This is a genomic window from Bradyrhizobium sp. STM 3843, assembly GCF_000239815.1.
GTDB lineage: Bacteria > Pseudomonadota > Alphaproteobacteria > Rhizobiales > Xanthobacteraceae > Bradyrhizobium.
This window is the reverse complement of the sequence record NZ_CAFK01000261.1, coordinates 25,494-40,831: the sequence shown is the minus strand read 5'-3', so window position 1 is coordinate 40,831 and position 15,338 is coordinate 25,494. Positions and strand designations below refer to the sequence as shown.

Genomic DNA, 15,338 nt, shown 5'->3' with positions numbered 1-15,338 from the left:
CAAGTGAGCATGACGCCGGCATCGGTGTAGCCCTCTCCCACAAGGGGAGAGGGCGCAGCCGTCGGCTGCCGTAGCAGTCATCAGCCCTGCAAACGCCGCAGCATCTCGATTGACATCATCAACCCTGCGTCGGTGCGAGATTGAAATAGCCCGCGCCCACAAGCGCCGAACTACTTCACACCCAGCAGTTCGACATCGAACATCAAGGTCGCGTTCGGCGGAATCACGCCGCCGGCGCCACGGGCGCCATAGCCGAGCTGTGGCGGGATGATCAGCGTGCGCTTGCCGCCGACCTTCATGCTGGCGACGCCCTCGTCCCAGCCCGCGATCACGCGCTTCATGCCGATCGGGAATTCGAACGGCTCGTTGCGGTCGACAGAGGAGTCGAATTTCTTGCCCTTCTGGCCATTCTCGTAAAGCCAGCCGGTGTAGTGCATCACGCAGGTCTGGCCGGGCTTCGGCGAAGGACCGGTGCCCTCCTGGATGTCGATGATCTGCAGTCCTGAGGGCGTTGTCATGGTTTTTCCTTTGGTTTGCGCCAGGGCAGACGCAGGTGCGGCAATGGACATCGTTGCCGCCAGCGCGAGCGCCATCACCGGCATGATCGCAATTGTTCTCAGTGTCGAGCGCCACATCCTAAAGAGCCGCCTTTGCTGTTCAAACGGGAGCGCTGTTTAGCGCAAGGCGGCCCGTCTTTCCAGTCGGAGATGTCAGCGCTCAGATCTCGAGCTTTTCCAGCCGGACCGGCAACTTGCGGATGCGCTGGCCGGTGGCGTGGAAGATCGCGTTGCAGACCGCCGCGTTGGTGCCGACATTGCCGAGCTCGCCGAGCCCCTTCACACCTGCCGGATTGACTTGGTCGTCCTGCTCCGACAGCAGGATCACCTCGACGCTCGGCACGTCGGCATTCACCGGCACCAGATAGTCGGCGAGATTGTCGTTGACGTAGCGCGCATTGCGCGGGTCGATCTCGGTGGCCTCCAGAAGCGCCGACGACATGCCCCAGATCAACCCGCCCATCAGCTGGCTGCGCGCGGTGCGCGGATTCATGATGTGGCCGCAGGCGAAGGCGCCGACCAGGCGCGGCACGCGGATCTCGCGGGTGTTGCGGTTGATGCGGACCTCGACGAATTCGGCGCCGAACGCATACGCGATCTTGTCGCCAAATTCGGGCCCGCCGATCAGCCGGGCGTGACCGGCATACATCGCGTGGAAGGAATCGAGCGGTGCGCCCTCAGGCTTCCACTCGCCATACTCCTCAACGACGCCGACCCCGAGCGCATCGAACGCCTTCTCGCGATCGAGCGCCTGATCACCATGGGCTGCATCGGTGACCGGGGTCCGTCCGACACCCACCGTCTCCTTGGCCCTGTTGATCACGCCCTCTTCCGGCATGACAGCCTTGAGCAACCGCTGTCGCACCTGGTCGCAGACCTTCATCACGGCCGAGCAGGTGCTGGCGGTCGAGTTGGAGCCGCCGGCAACGGGCGCCGGCGGCAGATCGCTGTCGCCAATCATGACGCTGACGTTCTCGATCGGCACGCCGAGCCGCTCGGCCGCAGCCTGCGCGATCACCGTGTAGGCGCCGTTACCGATCTCATGTCCTGCGATCTGCACGCGGACGCGGCCGTCGCGCTGCAGCCGCACCCGCGCTGCCGCGGGCGCCATCTGGGTCGGATAGCAGGTCGTGGCGCAACCGTAGCCGATCAGCCAGTCGCCATCGCTCATCGAACGCGGTGTGGGATTGCGCTTCGACCAATCGAACGCTTTGGCCGCCTCGTCGAAACAGGCCATCAGCGAACGCGACGTATAAGGCTTGCCCTTGATCGGCTCGGTCGTGGTGTCGTTGATCCGGCGCAGCTCGATCGGGTCCATGTTGAGCTCTATGGCGAGCTCGTCCATCGCGCTTTCCAGCGCGAACAGATAAGGCACCTCCGGCGGCGAGCGCATGAAGCCCGGCGTGTTGCGGTCGGCACGCACGATCGACACCATGCTCGCGACGTTCGGGCAGGCATAGAGCCGCGTCGTTGTCTTGGTGCCACCGACGGCATACGGATCAGGCCGCGAGGAGATCTCATGACCGTCATGGCGCAGCGCCAGCAATTTGCCGTCGCGCCCGGCTCCGAGCTTGACCTGATGCCGCGTCTCGGCGCGATAGGTCGCGATGGTAAAGCCCTGATCGCGCGTCGCCACCAGCTTGACCGGACGGTTGAGCCGCCGCGCCAGCGACGCGATGATCGCAGTGCGCGGGGTGACCGAGCCCTTGGAGCCGAAGGCGCCACCGACATAGGCGTTGATCACGCGCACCTTATCGGCGTCGACGCCGAGCTGCTCAGCAACGCCGTTCTTCAGACCATAGACGTACTGGCTGGGCTCGTAGATCGTCAGCTGGTCGCCGTTCCAGGCGCAGCTGGTCGCGAACAGCTCCATCGGATTGTGATGCTGCGTCGGCGTCTCGTATTCGGCCGACACCTTCACCTCGGCGCTGTCGAACCCCTTGGCGAAGTCGCCAACTTCAGGATCTTCCTTGAACTGCGCGAGCTGCCCCTTGGCGCCGGCTGCAGTAGTGCCTTGCGAATCAAAGCTCGCGGTCGGCGGCATCGTGGAGTAGCTCACCTTGACGCGATGCGCCGCGTCGCGCGCCGCCTCAAAGCTCTCGGCCAGCACCACGGCGATGATCTGGCCGTCGTGGGCGATGTCGGCCGATTTCAGCGGCTGCACGGTGGTCGACATGTAGCCGCCGTTCGAAAACAGCTTGGCGTCCTTCAGCTTCACCATGTTCTCATGCGTGATAATGTCGATCACGCCGCGCACCCGCCTGGCCTCGTCGAGATCGAAGCTGTCGACCCGGCCCTTCGCGATGGCGCTGGTGACAAGATAAGCATAGGCCGGATTTGCGAGCGGCACGTCGGCAGCGTATTCGGCGCGGCCGGTCACCTTGGCGACGGCATCATAACGCGGGATCGGCTGACCCATATTGGCCTTCGGCTCCGGAGCGGCGGTCGACATGGTCAAATCTCCATCGCTATCGCCTTTTTCAAGGCGTGCGCCACGACGCGCTTGCCAAGCGCGATCTTGAAGGCGTTGTGCTGGCGGCCGCGGGCGTCGGCGAAGGCGGCATCCGCAGCCCGCTCTGCCAGCGCATCATCGAGCTTTTGTCCCTTCAGCACGGCTTCCGCCTCGCGCGCGCGCCACGGCACGGTGGCGACGCCACCCAGCGCGAGACGCGCATCGTTGATGACGCCATTCTGCAGGTCGAGCGCAACAGCCGCGGACGCCAGCGCGAATTCATAGGACTGCCGGTCGCGCACCTTCAGATAGACCGAGCGCGGCCAGCGGCCGTCGATGGCAAAGCCGGAGATCAGCTCGCCGGGCGCCAGCACGGTTTCGATCGCCGGCGTGTCGCCTGGCGCCCTGTGGAATTCCGCGAACGACATGCTGCGCGGCCCGGACTTGCTGGTGATCTCGATCGCCGCATCGAGCGCGATCAGCGCCTGGGCGAAATCGCCGGGATAGGTGGCGATGCATTGATGGGAGGTGCCGAGCACCGCATGCATGCGGTTGAAGCCGTCCATGGCGGCGCAGCCGGAGCCTGGATTACGCTTGTTGCATTCGGCATAGGAGACATCGCGAAAATAGCTGCATCGCGTCCGCTGCAGCACGTTGCCGCCGAGGGTTGCCATATTGCGGAGTTGCGGACTCGCCGCAAGCTTGAGGCTGTCGGCGATGACCGGATAGTTCTGCCGCACCTCGGCATGCCCGGCGACTTGCGACATGTGCGCGAGCGCGCCGAGCTTGAGGTTGCCGCCATCCAGGTCGACCTGCGCCCAGTTGCCCGCGAGCGGGTTGATGTCGACCAGCCGCTCGGGACGCATCACGTCGAGCTTCATCAGGTCGATCAAGGTGGTGCCGCCGGCAAGCGGCTGGCTGGAGGCCTCGGTCAGCGGCGTGGTCGCGGCGGCGGTTACGGCCAGCGCCTGCAGCGCGGCCTGCGGGTCGGATGCCCGCTGATAGCTGAAGCTGCGCATGCAACTATCCTTTCAGGATTTCGGGTGCGGCCTGCTTCACCGCAGCGACGATGTTCGGATAGGCGGCGCAGCGACAGATATTTCCGCTCATATATTCGCGGATGTTGTCGTCGCTGTCGGCATGCCCTTCCCTGACGCAGGCGATCGCCGACATGATCTGGCCCGGCGTGCAGTAGCCGCACTGGAAAGCGTCCTGGTCGATGAAGGCTTGCTGCATCGGATGCAGCTTGCCGCCCTCGGCGAGGCCTTCGATCGTGGTGATCTCGCGGCCTTCCGCGGCCGACGCCAGCGTCAGGCATGAGACGACGCGCTGGCCGTCGAGCAGCACCGTGCAGGCGCCGCACTGGCCATGGTCGCAACCCTTCTTGGACCCGGTGAGGCCCGCATGTTCTCGCAGGGCATCGAGCACCGTGGTGCGGGCATCGAGCGCCAGCGTTCGGCTGTCGCCATTGATGCGCAGCGTCACCTGCACCGGCGCTGCGGGGTCCTGCGCCTCCGGCGCTTGCGCGGTTTCATTTCCGGCACGCGCCGTGAGTGGAATGGCGACCGCGGTTCCCGCGGCGCCTGTCAGGAAGGCGCGGCGATCGAATCCCGATCGAGGAGAATTGATCTTGTCGGACATGCACGGCCTCCGCCGCATGGAAGATGGGAGGCGGCGCACGCCTGCCCGCCTCTGTCGTCGGCTAACAACTCCGGCTGGGTGTTGTTCCGTTGATATGAGCAGCGCAACGCCATCTGGCGTCGGAACAATCGACGCTCGCTTTGTTGACGATTTGGTCAAGTAGAATGCGGCAGGCTCTCACGTTGCCGTGCATGTCGGGCAAATCACTTATGCGATTTTCACTTCAGAACGTGTTTCACGGGGCCTTCTTGGTCGGCAAAATGGTTCGCGCCGAAAAACGAAGTTCACCAGCGTTTTCAATGCGAACATCGGCGTATTGCCTCTCAGCCAAAAAAAAATCGTTTCTGTTTTACAGAAATTATGATTGTCTGCGCATATCCCGCCTCACTCGGAGGGGCGTTGCGCGCGATCGTCACGACACGCGAGGCGGGGAGCGGTGGCCGCGAGAGATCGCAGCATTCTCCTGAACGAGGGTGCCGACGAACGATCTCTCGCGGACGTGAAATCGCAGCGTCCTGACACCCCGATGCTGGTGTTACGTTCACGACGGCGCTGACGCGCCGCGTGGATCATGGTGGCCAACAAGCCCGGCGCACCAGGGAGACTGCGTATAAGCGTGAAGACCATCGCGCGGGGAATGCCGGATGTCGGCTGAACCTGTGGTACCTGCCGCCTGCATTCTTTGACGCAGGCGGGCCATGGGTGAGGCCTTCACCCGGCATTCCCTGCGCCCTCCGTCCTATCAGGAGGGACATGCTGTTCCTATGCCTCGGGCGCGATACGCCGCGAGAATGCGATGCCATGCCGATCGATGTTGACCGCTGTTCGAGATGTGAAACCGCTCTCTCCCATCGTCGTCCCGGGCAAGCCGCGACGCGCCGGCGCGTCGTGGCGCCGACCCGGGGCCCATACGCCGCGGCGGACGTCGTTTGCGAGATGGCCAACGCGCCTGCCCCGAACGACGTCCTGGGATTATGGGTCCCGCGTTCGCGGGGACGACAGGGGTGCTTGTTGATGCAGCCGTTGATCCGCAGGAGGGGTTGTCAGAAGAGAGGACACGGCGCGCGACGCACGCAGCATCGCACGCGCGCCTTTGCCCTACCCTACGAACGATCAACCACCGTCATTGCGAGGAGCCAACGGGTCCGCGCGAAGCGCGGCCCGATAACAGGCTCCCCGACGAAGCAATCCAGAGTCGTAGTCATGTCGCTGGATCGCGTCGCTGCGCTCGCGATGACCGAGGCAACAACAGCTTCCGCCAGCTCAATAGCCCAGCGCGCAGCCGTCCTTGCGCGGGTCGGAGCCGCCGGTGAGCGTGCCCTTGTCCCAGTCGATCCAGATCGCCTGGCCGCCGCCGAGCGGCGCCACCAGCTTGGTGGTCTTGTGACCGATCCGCTCGAGACCCTCGACGACATCGGCCGGGATGCCGTCCTCGAGCTGATAGACGCCCTCGTAGTGCAGGCCGCGCGCCATGTCGATCGCCTCCTGCACGTCGCAACCGTAATCGAGCATGTTGGTCAGCACGTGGGTCTGGCCGGTCGGCTGATACTGGCCGCCCATCACGCCATACGACATCTGCGCGCGCCCCGCTTTGGTGACCAGAGCCGGGATGATCGTATGCAGCGGCCGCTTGCCGGGCCCGATGCAGTTCGGATGGCCGGGCTGGATGCGGAAGCCGCCGGCGCGGTTCTGCAGCAGCACGCCGGTCTTGTTGGAGATGATCGCCGAGCCGAAGGAATGCGCCACCGAGTTGATGAAGGAGCAGACGTTGCGGTCGCGATCGACGACCGTGATGTAGACGGTATCCGGATTCATCGGCGGGGCGACATTCGGCAGGTCGAGCAGCCGCTCCATGCTGATCTTGCCGATGTACTCGTCGGCGAAATCCCTGGCCAGAATGCTGGCGACCTCGGTCGTCATATGCGCGGGATCGCCGATATGCTGCTCGCGAAGCATATAGGCGATGCGGGCGGCCTCGGCTTCGAGATGCATGCGCTCGACCGAGAGCGGCGCAACCTTGGTGAGATCGAAACGCGACAGGATGTTGAGCATCACCAGCATGGTGATGCCCGGGCCGTTCGGCGGGCACTGCCAGACGTCGTGGTCCTTGTACACCGTGCCGATCGGCGCGGTGACCTCGGTCCGGTGATTGGCAAAATCCTCCAGTGCGTGGAGACCGCCGATGCCGCGCAGGGTCTCGACGATGTCCTCGGCGATCGCGCCGGTATAGAAGGCCTTCGGCCCCTCCTTGGCGATCGCACGCAGGGTCTGCCCCAATTCGGGCTGGTGGATCACGTCGCCTGCAGCTGCGGGCTTGCCATGCGGCAGCAAATACCGTTCGGTGTTGGTGCCGTTCTTCAACTTCTCGAACTGGTTCTTCCAGTCGAAGGCGATGCGCGGCGCCACCACATAGCCCTCTTCCGCCGCACGGATGGCCGGCTGCAGCAACCGGTCGAGCCCGAGCCGGCCATGGTCCTGCAGGATGCGGTGCCAGGCGTCGATCGCGCCGGGCACCGAGACCGCATGCGCCGAGGTCAGCGGCACCGAATGGATCTTGCGCTCGAGATACCACGCGACGTCGGCCGCCATCGGCGCCCGGCCGGAGCCGTTATAGGCCGTGATCTTGCCTTCGCCCTTCGGCTGCACCAGCGCGAAGCAGTCGCCGCCGATGCCGGTCGATTGCGGCTCGATCACCGCGAGCAGCGCGGCAGCCGCCACCGCCGCATCCGCTGCGGTGCCGCCGGCGCGCATCACCTCGATCGCGGCCAGGGCGGCCTGCGGATGGGACGTCGCAACCATGGCGTTCAGGGCGTGAACCGTGGACCTGCCGGGGAAGTGGAAGCTTCTCATTCTTTCTCGCTGCGTTCTGACAGAAGGGCGAAGGAACCCGCGTTGCGGCCGTCATGGCATATTCCTTGCCGCCTGGGCAATGGCCTGGGATACCAGCTTTTCCGATGGCTGGTCTGCTGGTAAACGGCCGCATGGCTTTCAAGGTTGCTGCCTTCTATCAATTCACCGCGCTGCCGGATTTTGGGGCATTGCGCGCGCCGCTGCTCGACCTCTGCGCCCGGCTCGGGTTGAAGGGCAGCGTGCTGCTCGCGCAGGAGGGGATCAACGGGACATTGGCCGGCAGCAGCGAAGCGATCGACGGACTGATCGATCAATTCCGCGATGGGCCGCTGTTCGGCGGCCGGCTCGACAATCTCGAACTGAAATTTTCGGCTGCGCGCGCCATGCCGTTTCAGCGCCTGAAGGTGCGGCTGAAGCGGGAGATCGTCACGCTGGGCGATCCGGCCGCCGATCCGACACGCCAGGTCGGGACTTATGTCGATCCCGCTGATTGGAACGCGCTGATCAGCGCGCCGGACGTGCTCCTGCTCGACACCCGCAACGCATTCGAAGTGGCGATGGGCACGTTCGAAGGAGCCATCGACCCCGCGATCAGGAGCTTCGGCGAGTTCAAGGGTTTTGCAGCCGCTCGTCTAGATCCTGCAATGCACAAGAGGGTCGCGATGTTCTGCACCGGCGGCATCCGCTGCGAGAAGGCCAGCTCGCTGCTGCTCGCCCGCGGCTTTGGCGAGATCTACCATCTCAAGGGCGGCATCCTCAAATATCTGGAAGAGATTCCGGAAAGCGAGAGCCGCTGGCGCGGCGGATGCTTCGTGTTCGACGAGCGCGTCGCCCTCGGCCACGGCTTGACGGAGCATGTCACGCAATCCCAGCAAGAGGGCACAAGCGATGAATGAAACCGGAGAGCTGGAGTCAGCCGAGCAACTGAGCGAGCGGATCGATGCGCTGGAAGCGCGCGTGATGTTCCAGGACGATACGATCGAGACGCTGAATCAGACGATCATGGTGCAGTGGCGGGAGATCGAGGCGTTGAAGCGGCAGATTGCGCTGCTTGGTGAGCGGCTCGAAGAGGCGGAGGCGAATACGGACGGCCCGACCAACGAACCGCCGCCGCACTACTGACACGAAGCTCAGAGATGTGCCGCGGCAGGTACGATGCTCGGGGCGAACGCCATGACGTCGCCCGCCATGATGATGCGGTCGCGGCCGCCATCCTTGGCGGCGTAGAGCGCGCGATCGGCGGCCTCAATCAACGATGCGGGTCCGGCGGAACGTTCGCTGCCCGGCCGGCATACCGCGCCGCCAAGGCTCGCGGTCACGATCTCCGAGGGCGGGTTTGCCCGATGCGGGATGGCCGCGTCGCGGACCGCGCGGCGGATCCGCTCGCCAATCCGAGCGCAGCCGGCCGGATCGGTATTGGGCAGCAGGATCGCGAATTCCTCGCCGCCGTAGCGTGCCGCGAGGTCGGAGCTGCGTTGAGCCTCGTCGGCCAGGATGACCGCCACGGCGTGCAGGCATTCGTCTCCGGCCGGATGGCCATAGCTGTCGTTGAAGGCCTTGAAATGATCGATGTCGATGATCAACAGCGCCAGCGAGGTCCTTTCGCGATAGGCCCGCCCCCACTCTTCCAGCAGCCGTTCATCGAAGCGACGGCGATTGGCAAGGCCGGTGAGGCCATCCTCGATCGCCAGGGTCTCGAGCTTGCCCTGCAGGGCCTTCTGCTGGCTGACGTCACGCGTGATCGCGACAAAGCCGTCGAGCCTGCCGTCGTCCGTGCGGGTGCCGCGCAATGTCGTCTCGACCCAGATATCCGACTTGTCGCGTCGCCGGATGCGATAGGTCGCACGCCCCTCTTCGGTTTCGCCGCGCTTGATCGAGGCCATGATCTCCTCGATCTGCGGCAGGTCGAGGGCGTGGATGCCAGCGAGCGCCCGTTTGCCGAGCAGCTGCGCCGGTTGCCAGCCGAGCAGCCGAAGCACGGACGGGGAGACATAGCGAATACGCTCGTCCAGGCCGATCCGGGTCACGATATCGCTCGAGCCCTCCGCGAGCAGGCGGAAGCTCTCTTCGTTGGACGTCAATGCCAAGGCCAGGCGGCGCCCCTGCAGCAGCAGCCGCACCAGGAAGATTCCGATCGCGCAGATCAGAAGGACGAGGCCGACGACCATGGCGATCCGGACATAGAAGTGCCTCGTCCATTCCGCCAACACGTCCTCCCGCGTCCGTGTGGCCACCAGCAGGAACGGATAGCGCTGCGCACGCTGATAGAACGCGATCCGTTCGGAGTCGTCCTGCGGCAACCGCACGTGCAGGATTCCAAAGCTCGGATGGAAGGGGATGTCGTCGACAACCGATTGCCGCTCCATGTCAGGGACCGGATCGACGCTATGCGCGAGCATCGCGCCGTCGCGGCTCATCAGACGGATCGTGCCATGCGGACCGACATCGAATTGCCGGTAGAATTCCGAAAAGTAGGCGACGTCGATGGTGGCCAGCACCACGCCTGCAAAGCGGCCGTCGGGATGATTCCAGCGGCGGGACAAGGTAATGACCCATTGGCCGCCGGCCTTGCTCTGCACCGGCTTGCCGATCAAAAGCGACCGGTCCGCCGATCGCCGATGATGGGTGAAATAGTCACGATCGGCATTGTTGTAGTTCGACAGGGCCACGTTCTCGGTCGTCGCGAGCCACCGTCCCGTCTCGTCATAGGCGAACACGCCGCGGACACGGCCGAGGCTGGATTTGGTGCTGTTGAAAATGCCCTGCAGCCGCAGAACGGCGGGGCCGCTTCCGTCCTCGCCCTCAAGTTCGCTCACGACACCGCGGATGATCGTGTCCGCGAGCTCGACCGTGTCCTCGACATGCTGGGCGAGCGAACGCGTCAGATTGCCGAGCTCGACCTCCGCGCCGCGCAGCTCGTTGTCACGCGAAGCCCATTCGCTCCAACCGCTCAATGCAAGAATAGCCGCGCACACCGCCACGACGAAAACAGCCGCCCACACAGGCAGGCGGCTCAGTCGAACCTTATGCGCGACGACGTCCATTCCGCGGGACTCTCCGGATCGACGGAAAATCCCACGCACATCTTATTTATCTCTGAAATCAAACGCCAATCGGTTGCATTGGGCCACGCCTGCACGACCGTAAGACTACGGCCAATGCCGTACAATTACGGGTTATCGCAATGCTCGAGCTTCGATCGAACAGTAGAAGAGTCTTCACGCCGACCGCACGCCCGACAGCTCAGCGCACGAAGATGGATCGCACCTTGTCCCAGAGCGACGGGCTGTGGAGCTCCCCACTTTGATCGTCCACGCTGTGCATCTTTCTTGTCGCAACGGAAGGCTGCTGCAAGCTCACCGGATCGGAAGCAGGAAACGTGTCCCTCAGCCCCTTGTCGAGCTGCGTCGGCGTCTCGCGATCGAGGCGTGCCGCCTCGCGCGGGTCCACCGCATGCTTGTCGTGAGGCGCGGGATTGAAGCTCTCGGCCATGATCAATCTCCTTTTGGGGGAGACAACGCGCAGGAAAAATCCGCGTTCCGTCCGGATCGGCCCCGATCGGAGCACACGGGACGGGATTGATGTTGGCCGGAACCGCGACCCCATGTATCACGTGCGGTAAACTGGTCCCGATGACTGTGGAGCCTCAAGCTTGAACCAGACCGTGACGAACAAGCCCTTCATCGCCGTGCTCTCGGGTCAGAGACAGGCGGTCCCGCCGATCTGGATGATGCGCCAGGCGGGCCGCTACCTGCCGGAATATCGCGAGGTTCGCGCCAAGGCCGGCGGCTTCCTCGATCTGTGCTTTTCGCCCGAGCTTGCGGCCGAGGTGACCCTGCAGCCGATCCGCCGCTTCGGTTTCGATGCCGCGATCATCTTTTCCGACATCCTGGTCATTCCATACGCGCTTGGCCGCAGCGTGCGGTTCGAGGTCGGCGAAGGTCCGCGCCTCGAGCCGCTGGACACGCCCGAGAAGATCTCGGCGCTGGCGACGGAGGCCGATTTCTCCAAGCTGGAGCCGGTGTTCGAAGCGCTGCGCCGTGTCCGCAGCGCGCTTGCGCCGAGCACGGCCCTGATCGGCTTCTGTGGCGCGCCGTGGACGGTGGCGACCTACATGGTCGCGGGCCAAGGCACGCCCGATCAGGCGCCGGCGCGCCTTCTCGCCTATCGGCATCCTGAGGCCTTCGGCAAAATCATCGACGCACTGGTTGGGACGTCGATTGCCTATTTGCTGAAGCAATTGGACGCCGGCGCCGATGCGCTGCAGATCTTTGACACCTGGGCCGGTGTGCTCTCGCCGCGTGAATTCGCGCGCTGGTCGATGGAGCCGACCCGCCGCATCGTCGAAGGCGTCCGCAGCGCACGGCCTGATGCGAAGATCATCGGATTTCCGCGCGGTGCCGGCGCGCTTCTGCCGAGCTATGTGGCGGCGACCGGCGTTGATGCCGTCAGCATCGACTGGACGGCGGAGCCGAAGCTGATCCGCGAACAGGTGCAGAGCAAGGTCGCCGTGCAAGGCAATCTCGATCCGCTGGCGCTGATCACCGGCGGAGCCGCGCTCGATCAGGCCGTGGACGATGTGCTGGCGAGCTACGCGCAAGGATGCCACATCTTCAATCTCGGCCACGGCATCCTGCCGGAGACGCCGATCACGCATGTCGAGCAGATGGTCGCGCGGGTGCGCGCCTATCGCGGTTGACCGTTAGCGCGGCCGGCTGCGCTCGATCAGTTCGGCCGCGCCATTGGCGAGCAGCTCGAGCCCGATCGCGCGACCAAGCTCACGGGGGCGGTCGGCGGGCCCAGTGCGTTGCGCCTCGATGAAGCGATCGCCGGCTTCGTCGAGCACGGAGGCAGTCAAGGTCATCTGCGCACCGTCGATGGTCGCAAAGCCCGCGATCGGCGAGTTGCAATGGCCGTTGAGGACCCATAGCACCTCGCGCTCGGCATCGGCACAGGCACGCGCAGCCGGATCATCGATCGTGGATAGAATGCGGCGCGTTTCCCAGTCGGTGCCGACGCACTCGACCGCGACGATGCCCTGCCCAACGGCCGGCAGCATGTCAGCAACCGGAAACTCGTAACTGGCACGATCCGCAAGCCCGACCCGCTCGAGCCCCGAGCGCGCCATGATCAGCGCATCCGCCGGACCGACTGCACCGCCATCCGGCAGCCGCTGCAGCTCGCGATGATCGAGCTTGCGAATGCGGGTGTCGGCGGCCCCGCGAAAGTGGATCACTTGCGCATTCGGAAACAGCCGCCTTGCATAGGCTGCGCGCCTGACAGCGTTGGTGCCGATCTTGAAGCCGGTGCCGCCGTCGCAGCGGAAGTCCTCCAGCGAAAGGCCCTGCCGCAGCACCAGCACATCGCCGGGTGGATCACGCGACAACAGGGCAGCGACGACCAGCCCCGGCGTCTCCTCATTGCCGGGCATGTCTTTCAGAGAGTGCATCGCCGCATGCAATTGGCCGGCGAGCATGGCGCGCCGGATCTCGGCCACGAACGCCCCGCCCTTGCCGCCGTGGGTCAACAGCTTGCTGGTCTGGTCGGCATCACCCGTGGTCTCGAATTTGACGATCTCGACATCGAGCGAAGGGATCGCCGCCGTCAGGCGCCGTGCGATCTCCTCGGTTTGCGCCAAGGCCATGGTGCTCTTGCGTGTGCCGATCCGAAAACGAGTCACCAATTCCGTTCCTGCTTAGTGCGCATCCTGCAAGATCATGTCGGAGGCCTTCTCCGCGATCATGATCACCGGCGCGTTGGTATTGCCCGAGACCAGATCGGGCATGATCGAGGCGTCCACCACGCGCAAGCCTTCAATGCCGCGCAGGCGCAACCGCTCGTCGACCACGGCCAGCGCATCATTCCCCATCCGGCAGGTCGAGGTCGGATGATAGATCGTGCTCCCTGTCTGCCGGCAATAGGCCAGGATCTCCTCGTCGGCAACCACTTTCGATCCGGGATAGGCCTCGTCGGTCACATAAGGCTTCAGCGCGGGGGCGGCCAGGATTTTCCTGAGGATACGGAGGCCATCGATATTGGCGCGGCGGTCGGTCTCGCTGGCGAGATAATTGATGCGGATTTCGGGCGCCGCCGCCGGATCGGCGCTCCTGATCTGGAGCGAGCCGCGGCTTTCCGGTCGCAGCTGGCAGACCGAGGCGGTGAAGCCCGAATAGGTGTGCAACGTCTCGCCCATTTTGTCGGTCGAGAACGGGATGAAATGGATCTGGATGTCGGGGCTCGCCAGCCGCGGATCGGTCTTGAAGAAGGCCCCCGCCGTGCCGGCCGCGATCGTCAGCGGCCCCGTGCGAAACGCGGCATAGCGGGCGCCGGCCAGCACCCGGCGCACGGGATGATGGACGATATCGTTCAAGGTGATGCGTTGGCTGCATCGCATCACGATCCGCACCTGCATATGGTCCTGCAGGTCACTGCCGACACCGGGCGCGTCGAGCACGACATCAATGCCGTGCCGCTTCAACAGTTCGGCCGGGCCGATGCCGGACAATTGCAGGAGCTGCGGAGAATTATACGCGCCGCTGGAGACCAGGATCTCCCGGCGGGCCCGCGCCGTGCGCAAGCGCCCATGCTGGCGGAATTCCACCGCACGGGCTCTGCGTCCTTCGAAGACAATCCGCTCGGCCTGCGCATCGGTCTCGATGTGCAGGTTGCTGCGGTGCTTCGCCGGACGCAGATAGCAGAACGCGCTGCTCGCGCGCCGACCGCGGATCGTCGTGGTCTGAAAGAAGCCGGCGCCCTCCTGGGCCGCGCCGTTGAAATCAGGGTTATAGGGAAGGCCGGTCTCGACAGCGGCCTTGACGAACGCTTCCGAAAGCGGATCCTCGTGCCGCCAGTCCGACACCGAAAGCGGTCCGCCAGCCCCGTGATAGTCGTCGGCGCCGCGCTGCTGATTTTCCGCCCGCTTGAAATAAGGCAGCACGTCCTCATAGCCCCAGCCGACATTGCCGCGCTGGCGCCAGCGATCATAATCCTCGTTCTGGCCGCGCACGTAGAGCAGCCCGTTAATCGAGCTGGAGCCGCCGAGCACCTTGCCACGAGGCTGAAACACCGAGCGGCCGTCCAGCCCGGGTTCGGGCTCGGTCTGATACATCCAGTTGACGGACTTGTCCTTGAACAGCTTGCCGTAGCCGAGCGGCACGTGGATCCAGATGTTGCTGTCTTTGGGACCAGCTTCGAGGAGCAGCACCTTGTGCTTGCCGTCGGCGCTCAGCCTGTTGGCAAGCACGCATCCCGCGGAACCCGCACCGACGACGACGTAGTCAAATTCCAAATCCGTTTCGTGCGAAGCCGCGCGACTGCCGCTCATGTCTCCTCCGGACTGCTTATTGTTGTCCAGACTTGGAGATACCAAATCGGCGCGACAGGCAAGGGGCAAAATCGGCGAGCGGAGGCAATGAGAAGGAGCGCGCGGCGTGGACCATGAGAGGTGATCCACGCCGCGCAGCAGGTTAGTTGCGGGTGATTGTGCTGTTACGCGTGACCGTGCCGCCGTTCGGACCGGTGACGGTTGCGCTGTGATTGCAGGTGCCGCCCGCGCATGTGGTGCTGCCCTGGCGGGTGGTCGTGCGGCCGGCCGGACCTGTGAAACTCTGGCTGGAGCTGCAGCTGCCACCGGCGCAGGAGCCCGAACCCGACGAATGCCAGGTGCCGCCGCGGGGTCCTACTCCGCCACCGGAACGGGTCCAGGCATTGGCCGCGGAAGCCTGAAAAACGACAAGCGCCGCCACCAGCGACAGCGAAGCGAGAGCAGATTTACGCATGGTCATGAGATCCTTTTTCACTGACACCGGCTTGGCGCCGTGATCAGGATCGTCGGATGA

Annotated in this window: 13 protein-coding genes; 3 read left to right on the top strand and 10 right to left on the bottom strand. The window is 64.7% G+C overall.

The genetic code is table 11. The features are described 5' to 3' along the window. Window positions 1–170: 170 nt before the first annotated feature. The 5 genes from BRAS3843_RS27010 to ggt all read right to left on the bottom strand — a co-directional run bounded on the left by BRAS3843_RS27010 (window position 171) and on the right by ggt (window position 7,500). On the bottom strand, window positions 171–602 hold the full coding sequence (locus BRAS3843_RS27010; RefSeq protein WP_244425481.1) for an FKBP-type peptidyl-prolyl cis-trans isomerase: 432 nt from the start codon (window positions 600–602) through the stop codon (window positions 171–173). Between the two features lie 115 nt (window positions 603–717). Further along, window positions 718–3,009 (bottom strand): xanthine dehydrogenase family protein molybdopterin-binding subunit, encoded by a 2,292-nt coding sequence (locus BRAS3843_RS27005; RefSeq protein ID WP_008972297.1) that lies wholly within the window; start codon window positions 3,007–3,009, stop codon window positions 718–720. Between the two features lie 2 nt (window positions 3,010–3,011). Further along, on the bottom strand, window positions 3,012–4,028 hold the full coding sequence (locus BRAS3843_RS27000; RefSeq protein WP_008972296.1) for a xanthine dehydrogenase family protein subunit M: 1,017 nt from the start codon (window positions 4,026–4,028) through the stop codon (window positions 3,012–3,014). 4 nt (window positions 4,029–4,032) lie between these two features. Further along, window positions 4,033–4,650 carry a (2Fe-2S)-binding protein gene (locus tag BRAS3843_RS26995; RefSeq protein ID WP_008972295.1) on the bottom strand — a complete coding sequence of 206 codons (618 nt, stop codon included), beginning with the start codon at window positions 4,648–4,650 and terminating at the stop codon, window positions 4,033–4,035. 1,263 nt (window positions 4,651–5,913) lie between these two features. Next, a complete protein-coding gene (ggt, locus tag BRAS3843_RS26990) occupies window positions 5,914–7,500 on the bottom strand; it encodes a gamma-glutamyltransferase (RefSeq protein ID WP_008972294.1) in 1,587 nt (528 codons plus the stop codon). 131 nt (window positions 7,501–7,631) lie between these two features. Between ggt and BRAS3843_RS26985 the strand changes: the two genes are divergently transcribed. Further along, entirely contained in the window at window positions 7,632–8,396 is a 765-nt protein-coding gene (locus tag BRAS3843_RS26985; protein ID WP_008972293.1) for a rhodanese-related sulfurtransferase, read from the top strand. Further along, window positions 8,389–8,622 carry a SlyX family protein gene (locus BRAS3843_RS26980; protein WP_035982891.1) on the top strand — a complete coding sequence of 78 codons (234 nt, stop codon included), beginning with the start codon at window positions 8,389–8,391 and terminating at the stop codon, window positions 8,620–8,622. The genes BRAS3843_RS26985 and BRAS3843_RS26980 overlap by 8 nt, the downstream gene beginning before the upstream one ends. A gap of 8 nt (window positions 8,623–8,630) precedes the next feature. Here the strand turns inward: BRAS3843_RS26980 and BRAS3843_RS26975 are convergent, their stop codons facing one another. Continuing rightward, window positions 8,631–10,544, bottom strand: a complete 1,914-nt coding sequence (locus BRAS3843_RS26975) for a diguanylate cyclase (protein WP_008972291.1) — start codon at window positions 10,542–10,544, stop codon at window positions 8,631–8,633. Window positions 10,545–10,743: 199 nt separating this feature from the next. Then, window positions 10,744–10,992: a hypothetical protein gene (locus BRAS3843_RS26970; protein WP_008972290.1), complete on the bottom strand. Its 249-nt coding sequence runs from the start codon at window positions 10,990–10,992 to the stop codon at window positions 10,744–10,746. 160 nt (window positions 10,993–11,152) lie between these two features. Between BRAS3843_RS26970 and hemE the strand changes: the two genes are divergently transcribed. Beyond that, on the top strand, window positions 11,153–12,199 hold the full coding sequence (hemE, locus tag BRAS3843_RS26965; protein ID WP_008972289.1) for a uroporphyrinogen decarboxylase: 1,047 nt from the start codon (window positions 11,153–11,155) through the stop codon (window positions 12,197–12,199). 3 nt (window positions 12,200–12,202) lie between these two features. Here the strand turns inward: hemE and hemC are convergent, their stop codons facing one another. From hemC to BRAS3843_RS26950, 3 genes are all read right to left on the bottom strand, one after another. After that, window positions 12,203–13,183 carry a hydroxymethylbilane synthase gene (gene hemC / locus BRAS3843_RS26960; protein ID WP_277996491.1) on the bottom strand — a complete coding sequence of 327 codons (981 nt, stop codon included), beginning with the start codon at window positions 13,181–13,183 and terminating at the stop codon, window positions 12,203–12,205. A 12-nt stretch (window positions 13,184–13,195) separates the two neighbouring features. After that, window positions 13,196–14,824 carry a choline dehydrogenase gene (locus BRAS3843_RS26955; protein ID WP_008972287.1) on the bottom strand — a complete coding sequence of 543 codons (1,629 nt, stop codon included), beginning with the start codon at window positions 14,822–14,824 and terminating at the stop codon, window positions 13,196–13,198. 142 nt (window positions 14,825–14,966) lie between these two features. Then, on the bottom strand, window positions 14,967–15,278 hold the full coding sequence (locus BRAS3843_RS26950) for a hypothetical protein (protein WP_050886531.1): 312 nt from the start codon (window positions 15,276–15,278) through the stop codon (window positions 14,967–14,969). Window positions 15,279–15,338: the final 60 nt, after the last annotated feature.

Excerpts from the sequence above, each read along its gene's own strand:
- BRAS3843_RS26970 (WP_008972290.1), bottom strand. The coding sequence starts at position 10,992 with ATGGCCGAGAGCTTCAATCCCGCGCCTCACGACAAGCATGCGGTGGAC.
- BRAS3843_RS26985 (WP_008972293.1), top strand. The coding sequence starts at position 7,632 with ATGGCTTTCAAGGTTGCTGCCTTCTATCAATTCACCGCGCTGCCGGAT.
- BRAS3843_RS27005 (WP_008972297.1), bottom strand. The coding sequence starts at position 3,009 with ATGTCGACCGCCGCTCCGGAGCCGAAGGCCAATATGGGTCAGCCGATC.
- BRAS3843_RS27010 (WP_244425481.1), bottom strand. The coding sequence starts at position 602 with ATGCCGGTGATGGCGCTCGCGCTGGCGGCAACGATGTCCATTGCCGCA.
- BRAS3843_RS26955 (WP_008972287.1), bottom strand. The coding sequence starts at position 14,824 with ATGAGCGGCAGTCGCGCGGCTTCGCACGAAACGGATTTGGAATTTGAC.
- BRAS3843_RS26980 (WP_035982891.1), top strand. The coding sequence starts at position 8,389 with ATGAATGAAACCGGAGAGCTGGAGTCAGCCGAGCAACTGAGCGAGCGG.
- BRAS3843_RS26995 (WP_008972295.1), bottom strand. The coding sequence starts at position 4,650 with ATGTCCGACAAGATCAATTCTCCTCGATCGGGATTCGATCGCCGCGCC.
- BRAS3843_RS27000 (WP_008972296.1), bottom strand. The coding sequence starts at position 4,028 with ATGCGCAGCTTCAGCTATCAGCGGGCATCCGACCCGCAGGCCGCGCTG.
- BRAS3843_RS26975 (WP_008972291.1), bottom strand. The coding sequence starts at position 10,544 with ATGGACGTCGTCGCGCATAAGGTTCGACTGAGCCGCCTGCCTGTGTGG.
- ggt (WP_008972294.1), bottom strand. The coding sequence starts at position 7,500 with ATGAGAAGCTTCCACTTCCCCGGCAGGTCCACGGTTCACGCCCTGAAC.
- BRAS3843_RS26950 (WP_050886531.1), bottom strand. The coding sequence starts at position 15,278 with ATGCGTAAATCTGCTCTCGCTTCGCTGTCGCTGGTGGCGGCGCTTGTC.